General features: G+C 70.5%; 11 protein-coding genes. 6 read left to right on the forward strand and 5 right to left on the reverse strand.

Features of this window, described 5'->3' with window-relative positions:
* Nucleotides 1–71 precede the first annotated feature (71 nt).
* From MLE64_RS09685 to aat, 5 genes are all read left to right on the forward strand, one after another.
* Nucleotides 72–2,186: an OPT family oligopeptide transporter gene (locus MLE64_RS09685; RefSeq protein ID WP_243317535.1), complete on the forward strand. Its 2,115-nt coding sequence runs from the start codon at nucleotides 72–74 to the stop codon at nucleotides 2,184–2,186.
* Nucleotides 2,187–2,296: 110 nt separating this feature from the next.
* On the forward strand, nucleotides 2,297–2,629 hold the full coding sequence (locus MLE64_RS09690; protein WP_243317536.1) for a PqqD family protein: 333 nt from the start codon (nucleotides 2,297–2,299) through the stop codon (nucleotides 2,627–2,629).
* 114 nt (nucleotides 2,630–2,743) lie between these two features.
* On the forward strand, nucleotides 2,744–3,061 hold the full coding sequence (locus tag MLE64_RS09695) for an ATP-dependent Clp protease adaptor ClpS (RefSeq protein WP_243317537.1): 318 nt from the start codon (nucleotides 2,744–2,746) through the stop codon (nucleotides 3,059–3,061).
* Nucleotides 3,054–5,303, forward strand: coding sequence for an ATP-dependent Clp protease ATP-binding subunit ClpA (gene clpA / locus MLE64_RS09700; protein WP_243317538.1), 2,250 nt, complete (start codon nucleotides 3,054–3,056; stop codon nucleotides 5,301–5,303). Before MLE64_RS09695 ends, clpA begins: the two co-directional genes overlap by 8 nt.
* Nucleotides 5,285–5,962, forward strand: coding sequence for a leucyl/phenylalanyl-tRNA--protein transferase (aat, locus tag MLE64_RS09705; RefSeq protein WP_243317539.1), 678 nt, complete (start codon nucleotides 5,285–5,287; stop codon nucleotides 5,960–5,962). The genes clpA and aat overlap by 19 nt, the downstream gene beginning before the upstream one ends.
* A gap of 193 nt (nucleotides 5,963–6,155) precedes the next feature.
* Here the strand turns inward: aat and MLE64_RS09710 are convergent, their stop codons facing one another.
* The 5 genes from MLE64_RS09710 to MLE64_RS09730 all read right to left on the reverse strand — a co-directional run bounded on the left by MLE64_RS09710 (nucleotide 6,156) and on the right by MLE64_RS09730 (nucleotide 13,450).
* Nucleotides 6,156–7,292, reverse strand: coding sequence for a metallophosphoesterase (locus tag MLE64_RS09710; RefSeq protein WP_243317540.1), 1,137 nt, complete (start codon nucleotides 7,290–7,292; stop codon nucleotides 6,156–6,158).
* Between the two features lie 3 nt (nucleotides 7,293–7,295).
* Nucleotides 7,296–9,881 carry a cation-translocating P-type ATPase gene (locus MLE64_RS09715; protein ID WP_243317541.1) on the reverse strand — a complete coding sequence of 862 codons (2,586 nt, stop codon included), beginning with the start codon at nucleotides 9,879–9,881 and terminating at the stop codon, nucleotides 7,296–7,298.
* Between the two features lie 146 nt (nucleotides 9,882–10,027).
* Nucleotides 10,028–11,317 (reverse strand): cell division protein FtsZ, encoded by a 1,290-nt coding sequence (ftsZ, locus tag MLE64_RS09720; RefSeq protein WP_243317542.1) that lies wholly within the window; start codon nucleotides 11,315–11,317, stop codon nucleotides 10,028–10,030.
* Nucleotides 11,318–11,353: 36 nt separating this feature from the next.
* Nucleotides 11,354–12,568 carry a cell division protein FtsA gene (gene ftsA / locus MLE64_RS09725; RefSeq protein ID WP_243286886.1) on the reverse strand — a complete coding sequence of 405 codons (1,215 nt, stop codon included), beginning with the start codon at nucleotides 12,566–12,568 and terminating at the stop codon, nucleotides 11,354–11,356.
* A 93-nt stretch (nucleotides 12,569–12,661) separates the two neighbouring features.
* Nucleotides 12,662–13,450, reverse strand: a complete 789-nt coding sequence (locus MLE64_RS09730; protein WP_243317543.1) for a cell division protein FtsQ/DivIB — start codon at nucleotides 13,448–13,450, stop codon at nucleotides 12,662–12,664.
* A gap of 83 nt (nucleotides 13,451–13,533) precedes the next feature.
* Here MLE64_RS09730 and MLE64_RS09735 point away from each other — a divergent pair, with 83 nt between their 5' ends.
* Entirely contained in the window at nucleotides 13,534–14,781 is a 1,248-nt protein-coding gene (locus tag MLE64_RS09735; RefSeq protein WP_243317544.1) for an RNA polymerase sigma factor, read from the forward strand.
* The last annotated feature ends 141 nt before the right edge of the window (nucleotides 14,782–14,922 follow it).

Genomic DNA, 14,922 nt, shown 5'->3' on the forward strand with positions numbered 1-14,922 from the left:
CAGCGATGTATTAGACTATCCGCTCCATCCGACCTTTCTTTCCATCCCTCTGCGCCTTTCCAGGAGCACCGATGCAACCTTTTGTCCCCTCTGACCAGAACCTGCGGGAGTTCTCCCTGCGGGCGGTGCTCATCGGCCTCGTCATGGCCGTGGTGCTGGGTTCCGCCAACGCCTACCTCGGCCTGAAGGCCGGCATGACCATCGCCGCCACCTATCCCGCGGCCGTGATCGGCATGGCCCTCATCAAGCTGATGAAGGGCACCATCCTGGAAGAGAACATGGCCCGAACGGTGGGCAGCATCGGCGAGTCCGTGGCCGCCGGCGCCATCTTCACCGTCCCGGCCTTCGCCATCAGCGGCATCTGGCCCAAGTTCTTCACGGCCGGGCACTACGTCACCAGCTCGCTGATCATGTTCGGCGGCGGCGTGCTGGGCATCATGTTCGTGGCCCTGCTCCGCCGCGTGATGGTGGAGGACGCCGAGCTGCCCTACCCCGAGAGCGTGGCCGCCGCCGAGATCCACAAGGCCGGCGCCCGCGGGGGCAGCGGCACGAAGTTCCTCTTCGGCGCCATGGGCCTCGGCGCCGCCATCCAGGCCCTGGTGCAGATCTCGGTCTTCGCCAGCACCTGGGAGCGATTCGTGGCCTTCAAGACCACCACCATCAACCTCGTCGGCACCTGGAAGGCCAAGGTGGCGGGCGGCATGCTGCTCAGCTCCCCCGGCATCAGCCCCGCCTACATGGGCGTGGGCTACATCATCGGGCCCAAGCTCGGTGCCCTGAACTTCTCGGGCGGCATCATCGCCTGGGGCCTCCTCGTGCCCATCATCACCTACTTCCTGGCGCCGGGCGTCCTGCCCGAGGGCGCTTCCCAGGGCGACTGGATCGCCCTGTCCTACTCGGTGTGGAAGTTCATCGTCCGCCCCATCGCCATCGGCGGCATGCTCGTGGGCGCCGGCTTCACCCTCTTTAAGATGCGCAAGAGCCTGGCCACGGGCCTCACCCGCTCGGTCTCCGACATGAAGAAGGCCGCGGCCGGCGAACACGTGGTGGACCGCGTCAACAAGGACCTGCCCTTCACCAACGTCCTGTTCGGCCTCGGATTCGCGGCCCTGGTGACGTTCTTCATCACCTGGCGCATCTTCCAGGTGAGCCCGCTGGTTTCCTTCGTGGCGGCCCTGGTGGTGGTGATCCTGGGCTTCTTCTTCGCGGCCATCAGCGGCTACCTGGTGGGCATCATGGGCTCGAGCAACAACCCGATCTCCGGCCTGACCCTGACGGCCCTGGTGATCACGGCCCTCGTGATGGTGCTCCTCGGCGTGAAGGGCCAGGAAGGCGTTGCCGCGGTGCTGGGCGTGGCGGCCATCGTCTGCGTCTCCGCCGCCGTGGCCGGCGAGATGCTGCAGGACCTCAAGGCCGGGCACATCCTCGGCGGCACCCCCTGGCGCATGGAGATGGGCGACCTCATCGGCGTGGCCCTGGCCTCCGTGGTGCTGTTCATCCCCCTCATGGTGCTGCACGAAGGCGACATCTCCGCCCAGGGCACCAAGCGCATCGCCGAGCTGACCGCCCAGCAGGTGCAGGTGGTCACCGCCCCCGATGGCAAGACCTACACCCTGGACGAAGTGAAGAAGCTGCCCGCGGACCAGAAGAAGGCCGTGCTCTCCCTGGACGCCGGCTTCGGTTCCAAGCAGCTGGCGGCGCCCCAGGCGGGCCTCATGGCCCTGCTCAGCAAGGGCATCGTGGAAGGCAAGATGGCGTGGCCGCTGATCATCGTCGGCATGATGATGGGCTTCGCCTTCATCCTCATGCAGGTCAAGAGTCCCATGCTGGTGTCGGTGGGCATGTACCTGCCGCTGGAGACCACCTTCGCGATCTTCCTGGGCGGCCTCATCAAGGGCGCCGTGGAGATGATCGGCGCCAAGCGGGGCCTCAACGAGGCCCAGAAGGTGCGCGTGGAGAACAATGGCGTGCTGCTGGCCGCCGGCCTCATCGCCGGCGAGGCCCTGGTAGGCCTGCTCTTCGCCTCCTTCGCCTTCTTCGAGGTGAAGTACAAGATCTTCGCCGACCCCGGCATGTTCTGGATCAGCCTGCTGATCCTGGCCGGCATCGCCGTCTACCTGGTGAGGGTGCCCCTGGCCAACGCCGGCGAAGCCGACGAGCCCGCGCCACCCAGCGCGAATTTCTAGGTTGATGCTCGCGGGGGGTTCGGGGGGGGGCGCACCCCCCCGGACCCCCGCGCTAAGGCCCGCAAACGCGGGCCCCCCGCTTCTCACTCTTCCCAGCCAGGGTCCTATCCATGTCCTCCTTCCCCGATGAATCCTTCCTCGCCCTCGTCCCTGTGCAGGCCGTGGCGGCCGAACCCGGCGTGGGGGACACACTGGTCCTGATCCGCCCCAAGATCCTGTCCCCACGCTGGGCCTGGCTGGTGCGGCTGATGAAGCGACCCAACTTCCGGGTGAAGCTCGACGCCCGCGGCACGGCCCTGTGGCAGGCCTGCGACGGCGCGCGCACCGTGGCGCAGGTGATGGAGGCCATGGCCCAGGCCCACCCCGGCGAGCCCGATGCCGGCTTTCGCGCCGCCCTGTTTCTCCGCGAACTGGCCCGGGGCGGGTTCCTGCGGCTGTCGTAGCCAGGGGAAAGAAAAACGCCAACCGCAGAGAACGCGGAGAACGCAGAGGAAAGCAGACGCTGATTTCTCCTCGCCCCGGAGCCCCGCTATCCTGGTGCCCCGGAGGCACGATCCATGGCCAGGCAGTCGAAGGAGGCGGGCCAGGTCCTCACCCGCCAGCGGGCGAAGGTGAAGGAGCCCGGCCTGTGGAAGGTGCTCCTCCACAACGACGACTACACCACCCAGGAGTTCGTGGTGTGGCTGCTGAAGACGGTGTTCCGCAAGGCTGAGCCCGAGGCCACCGCCATCATGCTGGCGGTGCACCGGGCGGGCGTAGGCGTGGCGGGTGTCTACACGAAGGACGTGGCCGAGACCCGCGCCGAGCGGGGGCGGCAACTGGCCGAGCGTGAGGGCTTCCCCCTGCTGCTCACGGTGGAGGCCGAGAATGCCTGAATCTCCTCAGATCGGCGCCGACCTGAACCAGGGCTTCCAGCGGGCCTTCGAGCTGGCCAAGGCCCGGCGCCACGAGGACGTGGCCCTGGAGCACCTGCTGCTGGCCCTGCTGGACAATCCCCACGCCGCCAAGGCGCTGAAGGGCTGCGGCGTGAAGCTGGACGCCCTTCGCCGAGACCTGGAGGCGGCCCTGGAGCGGCTGTTCGAGCCGGTGCCCGAGGGCGAAGAGGTCCAGCCCCACAGCACCCTGGGCTTCGTGCGGGTGGTGGAGCGGGCCCTGGTCCACGCCTTCAGCGCCGGGCAGAAGGAGGTCCGCGGCGGCGAGCTGCTGCCGGCCTTCCTGGAGGAGGAGGCCAGCCACGTGCGCCACCTGCTGGAGAAGCACGGCGTGAAGCGGCTGGCCCTGCTGAAGGTGCTCAGCCATGGGCCCGCGGCTCCAAAGGCCAGGACACCGGCGAAGAAGCAAGTCGAAGCAGAGGAAGACGAGGGCACCGTGGCCGAAAACCCGCTGGAGGCCTACGCGACGGACCTGGTGGCCCGGGCCGCGGCGGGCCGGCTGGATCCCTTGGTGGGCCGCGACGCCGAGATCACGCGTATGGCGCAGGTGCTCTGTCGGCGCCGGAAGAACAACCCCTTGCTGGTGGGCGAGCCCGGCGTGGGCAAGACGGCCATCGTCGAGGGCCTGGCCCGCCGCATCCACGAGAAGAAGGTGCCGGAGCCGCTCAAGGCTGCCCGCATCTTCGCCCTGGATCTGGGTGCGCTCCTGGCCGGCAGCCGCTACCGGGGAGACTTCGAGGAGCGCCTCAAGGCCGTGCTGAAGGCTCTGGCCGACGAGCCCGGCGCCATCCTCTTCGTGGACGAGCTGCACACCCTGGTGGGCGCCGGCGCCACCAGCGGCGGCGCCATGGACGCGGCCAACCTGCTGAAGCCGGCCCTCGCCTCCGGCGACCTGCGCTGCATTGGCGCCACCACCTTCCAGGACCTCAAGGGCTCCCTGGACCGCGACCGCGCCCTCTCCCGGCGCTTCCAGGTGGTCGAGGTGAGCGAACCCACCACGGCCGATGCACTGGACATCCTCCAGGGCCTGAAGCCCTCCTACGAATCGCACCACGGCGTGACCTACTCGAACGAGGCCCTGGAAGCCGCCGTGCGCCTGGCGTCCAAGCACCTGACGGACCGCAAGCTCCCGGATAGCGCCCTGGACGTGGTGGACGAGGCCGGCGCCGCCCAGAAGCTGCTGCCGAAGAAGGCGCGGGCGAAGCAGGTGGGCCCCGCCGAGATCGAGGCCGTGGTGGCCCGCATGGCCCGCGTTCCGGTGGCCTCCGTCAGCGCTGACGACCGGGAAGCTTTGCAGACGCTCGAAGCGCAGCTCCGGGCACAGATCTACGGCCAAGACCAGGCCTGTGAAACGGTCGCCGGCGCCATCAAGCTGGCACGCTCCGGCCTGCGGGATCCCTTGAAGCCCATGGGCTGTTTCCTCTTCGCCGGGCCCACAGGCGTGGGCAAGACGGAGCTGGCCAAGCAGCTCGCCAAGGCCCTGGGCATCGCCTTCCTGCGCTTCGACATGAGCGAGTACCAGGAGAAGCACACGGTGGCGCGGCTCATCGGTGCGCCGCCCGGCTACGTGGGCTACGAGGAGGGCGGCCTGCTCACGGATGCCGTGCGGAAATCCCCCCACGCGGTGCTGCTGCTGGACGAGCTGGAGAAGGCCCACCCGGACCTCTTCGGAATCCTGCTCCAGGTCATGGACCACGCCACGCTCACGGACAGCCATGGGCGCAGCGCGGACTTCCGCCACACGGTGCTCGTGATGACCACCAATGTCGGTGCCCGGGAGCTGTCGGCCCGGCAGGTGGGTTTCGCCGAGGCCGGGGCCCGGAAGACGGCCACCGGGGCCCTGGAGAAGGCCTTCAGTCCCGAGTTCCGCAACCGCCTGGACGCCATCCTCCAGTTCGCGCCCCTGGGCCGGGAGTCGATGGTCCGCGTGGCGGACAAGCACCTCCGCGAGCTGGAGGAGCAGCTCAAGGAGAAGGACGTGACCCTCGTCTGTACCGAGGCGGCCCGGGCCTGGCTGGCGGAGAAGGGCCACGACCCGGCCTTCGGTGCCCGCCCCATGGCGCGGCTCATCGAGCGCGAGCTGCGCCGGCCCCTGGCGGAGGCCATCCTCTTCGGGCCCCTGGCCAAGGGCGGCAAGGCCACCGTGGACCTCCAGGACGGCCGGCCGTGCCTGTCTTTCGGCTGACGAAGGCCCTGGTTTTCCCGGACCCGGAGCTGGCGGAGGACGGCCTGCTGGCCATCGGCGGCGACCTCAGCGAGGCGCGTCTCCTGCTGGCCTACCGCAGCGGCATCTTCCCCTGGTACGGCGAGGGCGATCCCTTGCTCTGGTGGTCGCCGCCAGAGCGGGCCCTGCTGCGTCCCGGCCACCTGCACCTGTCGGCCCGCACCCGTCGCAGCCTGCGCCATCGCCCCTTCGAGATCCGCTTCGACACGGCCTTTGAAGGGGTCATCGGCCATTGTTCCCAGGTGCCGCGCCCCGGCCAGGATGGCACCTGGATCACGCCGGAGATGCGCGAGGCCTACATCGCGTTGCACCAAGCAGGCCACGCCCACAGCGTGGAGGCCTGGCGGAACGGCGAGCTGAAGGGCGGCCTCTACGGCGTATCCCTGGGCCGGGCCTTCTTCGGCGAGAGCATGTTCAGCCTGGAGCCCGAGGCCAGCCGCGCGGCTCTCCAGGCCCTGGACGAGCGGCTGAAGGCCTGGGACTTCGCCATGATCGACGGCCAGCTGCCCCACGAGGGCCTGAGGGGCTACGGCTTCCAGGTCGTGCCCCGGGCCCTGTTCCTGGAGGAGCTGGTGGAGGCGCTGCGCTGGCCAGAACGGAGCGGGAGCTGGTCGGCCTGACTCAGCCAGAAGAGCATGCAACCGCGAAAGACGCGAAAGGGCGCGAAACGCAGCGGAGTCTGGCCGCCTGGGCCTTCGGCTCCCTCCGCGCCATGCGCGGCTGGTCACACGCAGGGCGATTCGCGTCTTTCGCGGTTCGATCCTTTCAGGGCACCATCACCGCAATCGGCGAGATCGGTGGCCAATGGCTTTTTCAGCGTCTTCCCTCCGCGTTCTCGGTGCCTCCGGGCTGGATCCTTTCCTCGGGCCGGCCCGCCTCCGCCGACCGCAGCCGGATCAGGCTGATCTCGCCCCGCCGCCACAGCCGCATGCGCGGGCCCCAGGTGCCGGTGCCGCGGCTGACGATCAGGGTCATGTCCCCCACCTGGGCCCGCCCGGACAGGGTGGAATAGACCCTCGCCACGAGGTACCCGAAGGGCCAGATCTGGCCAGCGTGCGTGTGGCCGGCGAGCATGAGCCCCACGCCCGAGCGGGCCGCCGGTTCCAGCTGGGTGGGCCGGTGGGACAGCAGCACCAGGGCGCCGGCCGGGCGCTCCCGGGGCACAGTCCACGCGGCCTGACGGAGGCTCCGGCCCGCGTCCGCCCGGCCCGCCAGGACCAGGCCGGGCACGGGGCTGGCGAGGGCGTTCCGCAGGACCCGCACCCCCGCCGCCTCCAGGGGGGCCCCGGCGACGCCGTAGTGCTCGTGGTTCCCATCCACTCCCCAGACGCCCAGCGGGGCCCGCAGGCCTTCGAGGGCCCGGATCGCGCGGGGATCGGGCCGGCCGTGCCCCTCGAAGACGTCCCCGAGAAGCACCACCAGATCGGGCCTCAGGGCCTGGACCTGCGCCACCCGGGCCGCCAGCCAGTCCGGCCCCAGGATGGCGCCCACATGGAGGTCCGACAGGGCCGCCACCAGGAGGCCGTCCCGCTCCGGCGGCAGGCCCCGCAGAGCCACCTCGTAGGCCACGACCTCGGGTGGGCGCAGGCCCTGGACGGTCGCGAAGGCGGCCAACCCCAGGCTGGCCAGGAGGGCCCACCCCCGCAGGCGGGGCGCCGCGGCGCGGAACCACCAGCCGAACCCCGTGGCCACATCCACGGCCAGGAGGCAGGCGAAGGCGAGGAAGAGGAGGCCCAGCACGGTCATGCCCGCGAGGGCCGCCCAGCCCGCGCCGGGGAAGGCGGCCTCATGCCCCAGGATCCCCCCGGCGACCATCAGGCCCCAGGCTCCCGCGAAGGTCATCCAGAGGCGCCGCCGCGGACCGCGTGCGAACCAGGGAACCGAGGCCGTGCGCCAGGCCACGTAGGCCAGCACCAGGGCCGATACCAGGAGGAGGATGCCGATGAACATGGCTCAGCCTCCGGCCGGGGCGGCCCGGTGGCGTAGGAGCTTGAAGGCCTCGAACCAGAGGATGCTGGCGAAGCCCACCCCCAGGGCCAGCGGGACGTCCAGGCCGTGCAGCGGGGCGAAGTGGAAGAGGCGCTGGGCCACGGGCCAGGCGAGCACCAGGGCCAGGCAGGCGGTGGTGCCGCCCAGCACCCACCAGAGGGCGGGGTTGGGGCTCCACAGGCTGCCGAGGATGCTCCTCGACCAGGACCGGTTGGCCAGGATGATGGCGAGAAAGGACGCCACCAGGCCCGCGAAGGTGAGGGCGCGGGCCGCGTCGTGGCCATGGGTGGGCCGGGCCAGGAGGTAGACCGCCACGCAGGCGGCCAGGGCGGTGATCCCCTGGAGCACGGCCAGCCCGGTGGCCTTCAAGCTGAACAGGCGCTCCTGGGGGTCCCTGGGCGGCCGGCGCATGACGTCGGGCTCGGCCGCCTCCGCCTCGAAGATCAGCGTGCAGGAGGGATCGATCACCAGCTCCAGGAAGACGATGTGGACCGGCAGCAGCAGCAGGGGCCAGCCGAGGAAGACCGGCAGCAGGGACAGCCCGGCGATGGGGATGTGCACGGCCAGGATGAAGGCCACAGCCTTGCGGATGTTGTCGAAGATGCGCCGGCCCATCCGGACGGCGGCCACGATGGAGGAAAAGTCGTCGTCCAGTAGCACCAGGTCGGCGGCCTCCCGGGCCACGTCCGTGCCGCGGCCCCCCATGGCCACGCCGATGTGGGCGGCCTTGAGGGCCGGGGCGTCGTTCACGCCGTCGCCCGTCATGGCCACCACCTCGCGGTTGGCCTTGAGGGCGGCGACGAGGCGCAGCTTCTGCTCCGGCACCACGCGGGCGAAGACATTCACCTCCCGGATCCGCGCCGCGAGGTCCGCGTCGCTCATCCGGTCCAGCTCGGGCCCGGTGAGGACGTGCTCGGGATGGGGCAGGCCCGCCTGCCGGGCGATGCTGACCGCGGTGGCCGGGTAGTCGCCGGTGATCATCACCACGCGGATGCCCGCGGTGCGGCACTCCGCCACGGCGGCGGGCACGCTTGGGCGCACCGGATCCTCCAGGCCCAGCAGGCCCACGAAGTCGAGGTCCAGGTCGTGGTGGGCCTCCGGAAGGTCAGCGGCGCCGTAGCGACCGCGGGCGACGCCCAGGACGCGCAGGCCGTGGGACGCCAGCTCTGCCACCCGCGCCTCCACCCGGGCCTGGCGGTCCGGGGGCAGGTGGCAGAGGTCCACGACGGCCTCGGGGGCGCCCTTGGTGGCTACGACGATCTGGTCATCGCCACAGTTCCAGGCGTGGGTGACGGCCAGGAGGCCGGGCATCAGCGGGTATTCCCTGGCCAGGGACCAGTCCGGGTGCAGGTGCTCGGTCTCCACCAGCCAGGTCTTCCCGGCGGCGTGGAGGGCCCGCTCCATGGGATCGAAGGGATCCTTCCGGCTGGCCAGGATGGCGTATTCCATCAGCTCGTGCACCGGCTCGGGAAGGTCCGGCCCGGTCGCCGCCAGATCCTGGGCATGACCTGCCACATCCAGCCGCCGGAGGGTCATCTGGTTGAGGGTGAGGGTTCCGGTCTTGTCCACGCACAGGACGGTGGCCGCGCCGAGGGTCTCGATGGCGGGCATGCGGCGGGTGAGGACCCGATGGCGGGAGATGCGCCAGGCGCCCAGCGCCAGGAAGACCGTGAGCACCACGGGGAATTCCTCGGGGAGTGTGGCCATGGCGAGGGCGATGCCGGCCAGCAGGCCGTCCTTCCACACCTCCAGGTCGCCGCCCCGGGTCAGTCCGTAGAGGACCACCACCGTCACGCAGGCACCCAGGCTGAGCAGGGCGAAGGTGCGCACCAGCCGGCCCGTCTCCCGCTGGAGGAAGGTGGATTCCGGCTCCACCTGCTGCAGGGCTTTGCCGATCCGGCCGAGCTCCGTCCGGAGGCCCGTGGCCAGGACCTCGGCCACGCCCTGGCCCGCGGTCACCAGCGTGCCCGAGAAGACCGAAGGCAGATCGTCCCCGCCCGGGGGCCCCATGGCGCGGGCCTCGGCGGAGGCCGCCTTGCGGACGGGCACGGACTCGCCGGTGAGGAGGGACTCGTCCACGGACAGGTGGAGGCCGGCGCGCAGGAGGGCGTCCGCGGGCACCCGGTCGCCCTCGACCAGGACCAGGATGTCGCCGGGCACCACCTCGCGGCCCGGGATGCGGCGCTGCCGGCCGTCCCGGATCACCAGGGCCCGGGGGCTGGAGAGGTCCCGCAGGGCCTCCAGGGCGTGCTCCGTCCGCCGCTCCTGGACGATGGTGATGCCCATGACCACGAAGACGAAGCCGAGCAGCATCGCCGCGTCCCCGTGCTCGCCCATCAGCAGGTACAGCGCGCCCGCGGCGACGAGCATGATGAACATGGGCTCCCGCACCACCTCCCAGGCGATGGCCAGGAAGCCGCGCCGGTCCCGGGAGGGCAGCTCGTTGGGGCCATCGCGTTCCAGGCGACGCCGCGCCTCGGCTTCGGAGAGGCCGGCAAAGCCCTCCAGGTCGAGGCCGGAGGGTCGATGGATGCGAGCTTCGGCAGTCATGGGATCACCGCGGATCCGCGAGGTCCGTGCATGGAACACGGACCGATCCCCATCACCTTAGCTCCGCTCCGGCGTGAACGCCGAAGGGAAATCGCTCCCCGACCGCCTCGGCGGTCTGTGCGGTCACTCGATGGGCAACCGCGCCGTCATTCGATGGGCAGCCGCCCCTGGCCCAGCCGGATGATGGCGGGCACGTGGAGGTCGTCGTTGCCACCGGGCAGCTCACCGCTGGGCGTGGGGGCCTGGGGCAGGAGGCGGGTGGGGGTGGGGCCCTGCTCGCTGGCGGGCACCTCGCCGTAGACCCGGCCGCTGGGGCCGTTCACGGGGAGAATGGCCTGGCCGTTCACGGGCAGGACCGCCTGGCCGTCCACGGGCTGGATCCCGGCGGCGACCAGCGTCGGCGCGGCGGCCTCCACAGCCCCGGCCAGGTTCAGGCTGTGGCGGCGGTCCTGCAGGAGCTTGTCCTCGCCGTCGAAGCCGCTGGCCAGGACGGTGACCAGCACGCGGTCCTCCATGCCCTCGCCCTCCACGGTGCAGGCCTTGATGTCAGGGCGGCCGTTGTAGTGCTCCTGCAGGTAGTTCATCGCGGTCTCGATGGCGGAGGCCTCCATGACCTCCCAGTCGGCGGTGATGGACACCATGACGTTGGCGGCGGCGCCGGTCTGGGCGCGCTCCAGCAGGGGGCAGGCCAGGGCCTTCTTGAGGGCGTCCATGACGGCCTCCTCGCCGCGGCCCGCGCCGGTGCCGATGAGGGCCTCGCCGCCATCCCGCAGGACGGCCTCCACATCCGCGAAGTCGCCGTTGATGATGCCGGGTTTGAGGATGAGGTCCGCGATGCCGCGCACGCCCTGGATGAGCACACCGTCCGCCACGCGGAAGGCCTCCTTCATGGTCACACGGGCGTCGCAGACGGCCTTCAGGCGCTCATTGCTCACGACGATGACGGTATCGGCGGTCTCACGCAGGTTGGCGAGGCCGGACAGGGCCAGGTCGCCCTTCTTGCGGCCCTCCCAGGCGAAGGGCGTGAGCACCACGGCCACGGTGAGGGCGCCCAGCTCCCGGGCGAAGCTGGCCAGCACCGGCGCCGCGCCCGTGCCCGTGCCGCCGCCCATGCCGCCGGTGATGAAGACCATGTCGGCGCCCTGGAGCGCCGCCAGCACTTCCTCGCGGCTCTCCTCGGCGGCCACGGCGCCGCGCTCGGCGCTCCCGCCCGCGCCCAGGCCCCGGCTGCTCTGGGGGCCCAGCGGCAGCTTCAGGTGGGCCTTGCTCTGGGAGAGGCTCTGCTGATCGGTGTTCATGGCGATGAACTGCACGCCGGTCACGCCGCTTTCGATCATGCGGTTGATGGCGTTGCAGCCCGCGCCGCCCACGCCCAGCACCTTGATGTTGGCGCCGGGAAGGCTGTGCGGGCAGGGGAGGAAGGGGGTCTCAGACATCGGAACTCCCGAGTGGGGCATCACGGAGGACAGGCACTAGAAGAGTTTCTTGAAACGGCCGAGGAAACCGTCTCCCCGGTCCTGCTTGCCGCGGGTCTCGCTCATGTCCCGGGCGAGGGATTTCACCGCGCCCAGGGCGTTCACGAAGTAGGGGTTGCCGGTGGCCTGGGGCAGGCCGGAGACGCCGATGATGCGGCCCAGCACCACGCGGGGGCGCCCCAGGATGGTCTGGGCGAGGATGGCGAGGTGGGTGAGGAGGGCGCCGCCGCCCACCAGGTGCACGCCGCCGTGGATCTCGTGCATGAGGCCCGTGCGGCCCATCTCGGCCAGCACCAGGTTGAGCAGCTCCGCCGCCCGGGCCTGGAGCACCTCCGCGATCTCGCGGCGCGAGACCAGGCGGCCCTCCTCCTCGAGCTCGATGGATTCCTCAGGGGGCACATGGTTGTGCAGCACCGTGCCGAAGCGGATCTTGATGCGCTCGGAAGCCGCGATGCCGCCCAGGTGCTTGGTGATCTCCAGGTCGCGGGTGAAGTGCATGCCGCCGATGGGGATCACCGCCGAGTGGAACAGGGTGCCGTGCAGGAAGATGCCCAGGTGCGTGAGGTGCTCGCCGATGTCCACCACCACGGCGCCGTTCTCGCGGTCCTCGCGGCTCAGCACGGCTTCGGCGCTGGCCAGGGGCGAGTACATCAGCTCCGCGCCGTGCAGGCCCGCGTTCTTCAGCGCCAGCTGGATGTTCATGATGACGGGGCTCGGGGCCACGATGATGCGGACCTCGGCCTCGAGCGATTCACCGAACATGCCCACCGGGTTGCGGATATCCCGCTGGCCCTTGATGTGGAACATCTGGGGGATGCGGTGGAGGACCAGCTCCTCCTTGGCCAGTTTGCAGCCGTTGGTGGCCTGCTCCAGCACGCGGTCGCGGTCCGAGGCGGTGATGATCTTGTCGCTGCTGCTGATGGTGATGGAATCGCGGAGGTTCTCGCCCTTGAACTGGATGCCGTCCACGGCCACGCGGATGCCGTCCACCTTGGTCTGGCCGGCCGTGTTCATGGCTTCTTCCACGGCGCGCACGACGGCGCGGGTGCAGAGGTCCATGTCCGTGATCTGGCCCTGGGTGAAGCCGCCCTGGGGGGAGGCCTGTCCGGTGCCCGTCACATTCAGCGTCCCGTCTTCCTCCTGGACGGCCACCACCGCCACCACTTTGCTTGCACCGAGGTCGAGGCCTAGGAGAACGGCACGCTGAGGCATGAAGATCCTTTTCCTTGCTCTAGGTTTACACCACTTCCGTGCCGGGTTCGAGCCTTTGCGCACGGAAAAAACGCCGCTTTCTTCCCCGGCAGGTCAGCGTGGCGTCTTGACGCCGGCCGGGGCATCCTCAGGTTCCCCCACGGCGACCTCCTCGTCCCAGCGCAGGTCGATGTACCGGAGCCGGGCCAGATCCGGCCTCTGGGACAGGCGGTCGACGAACAGGCCCTGGAAATTGGGCACGTTTTTCGTCACATCTTGGCGGGACAGGTAGATCGGGGCCGGAAGGCCCTCGATGTAGGCCACGGGCCCCTTGGGGCTCCAGCGGAACTCGGTCACCCGGTCGTAAAACCCCGCCTGCTTTTCCCTCAAAACCCGTGCAGCGCTCACGAGCCGGGCCAGACCCTGGTCCGTCTGGCTGGCGGGATCCACCACGACGGGAATGGGACTTAGGTTCGCCTGATTGACCCGATCCAGGAGGATGCCGTCGTCGGAGACGAGGAATACGCCGTTGCTCCGCACCAGCCAGAGCACGGGCCGCCGTTCCTCCACGACGAGGCTGAGGCGGTCGGGGGGGTCCTTGCGGATCTGGAGGTTCCGCACCCAGCGCTTGGCCTCGATCCGGGACCGGAGCTCCTCCGCGTCCAGCCAGAAGAGGGGCTTGCCCAGCGCCAGCTTCTCCGCCAGGGCCTGGATCTCCGCCTGACGCTCGCCCCGGCAGCCGCTCACGTTCACCTGCTCGATGGTGAGCTTCTGCAACCCGAGATACCGCGTGCCCAGCTCCATCAGGGCCCAGGCCCCCCCGCCCAGCACCACCACCGTGAGCCCCGCCCGCACCCAGGGGAACCAGGGGCGCTTGGGGCGGGTGCGAGGGAGCATGGACATGGGGGTCAGTCTACCGCCTGGAGGCGGCGGCCTGGATGGGCTGGATGGCTGGAAGCCTCCCTTAAGAGCTGGGAGGATGCCCCATGGCTTCCATCGCCCCCGGGGGCATTCCGGATTTCCTCGATTCCCTCTTCCGTTCGGAGTCGCGGCGGATCCTCGCCTCCTTGATCCGGCTGCTCGGGGATTTCGATCTGGCGGAAGACGGGATGCACGATGCCTTCGCGGCCGCGCTGGAGGCCTGGCCCCGGGACGGTGTTCCCGGGAATCCCCGCGCCTGGCTGGTGTCCACAGGGCGCTTCAAGGCGATCGACCGCCTGCGGCGGTCCGCGCGGTTCAGCACCTCGCTTGAGACCCTGGCGGAGCTGCCCGCCGAGGGGCCGTCGGAATGGGTGGAGGAGGAAGGCGTCGAAGACGACCGCCTGCGGCTCATCTTCACCTGCTGTCACCCGGCCCTGCCTCCGGAGGCCAGCACGGCGCTGACGCTCCGGGAGGTGTGCGGCCTGACGACGGAGGCCATCGCCCGGGCCTTCCTCACCGCCCCGTCCACGCTGGCCCAGCGGATCGTCCGTGCCAAGGCGAAGCTCCGCGAGGCGGGCATTCCCTTCGAGATCCCCGCCCGGGCCGACCTGCCGGACCGGCTGGACGCGGTGCTGAAGGTCGTCTACCTGGTGTTCAACGAAGGCTATTCCGCCTCTTCGGGGGAGGCGCTGACGCGCCCGGACCTCTCGGACGAGGCGATCCGCCTGGGGCGGCTGCTCCTCGAACTGCTGCCGGATCCGGAGGTGATGGGCCTCCTCGCCCTCATGCTGCTGCAGGAGTCCCGGCGGGCCGCGCGGGTCTCGCCCGAGGGGGACCTGGTGCTGCTGGAGGACCAGGACCGCTCCCGGTGGGACCGGGCCCTGATGGCCGAAGGGAAGGCGCTGGTGGACCAGGCGCTGGCCTCCCGCCGGGTGGGCGCCTACACGCTCCAGGCCGCCATCGCCGCCGCCCACGCCGAGGCGGCCGAGGCCCCGGCCACGGACTGGACCCGGATCATCGGGCTGTACACCCTCCTGGCCCGGGTGGCGCCCTCGCCCGTGGTGGACCTCAACCGGGCGGTGGCGGTGGCCATGCGGGACGGCCCCCAGGCCGGGCTGGACCTCACCGATGCCCTCCTGGCACGCCGCGACATGGCGGAGTACCACCTGGCCCACTCGGTCCGCGCGGACCTCTGCCGCCGCCTGGGGAGGACGGAAGAAGCGCTTGCCTCCTACCGCCAGGCCCTCGGGCTGGTCCAGCAGGGGCCCGAGCGGCGGTTCCTCGAGCGGCGAGTGGCCGAGCTTCAAAAATAATTCCTGATTATTGGCCTACTCGCGCTTGGTAATGATCGAACCTCGAAAGACGCGAATCGCCCTGCGGGCGCGCGAATGGCGAACGATCCTGCTTCCGCCTCCACGCGCGGGGCGGGTCTGGCGGCCTTCAGAAGCCGGCAT

This window comes from Geothrix paludis (assembly GCF_022808815.1).
GTDB classification, from domain to species: domain Bacteria; phylum Acidobacteriota; class Holophagae; order Holophagales; family Holophagaceae; genus Geothrix; species Geothrix paludis.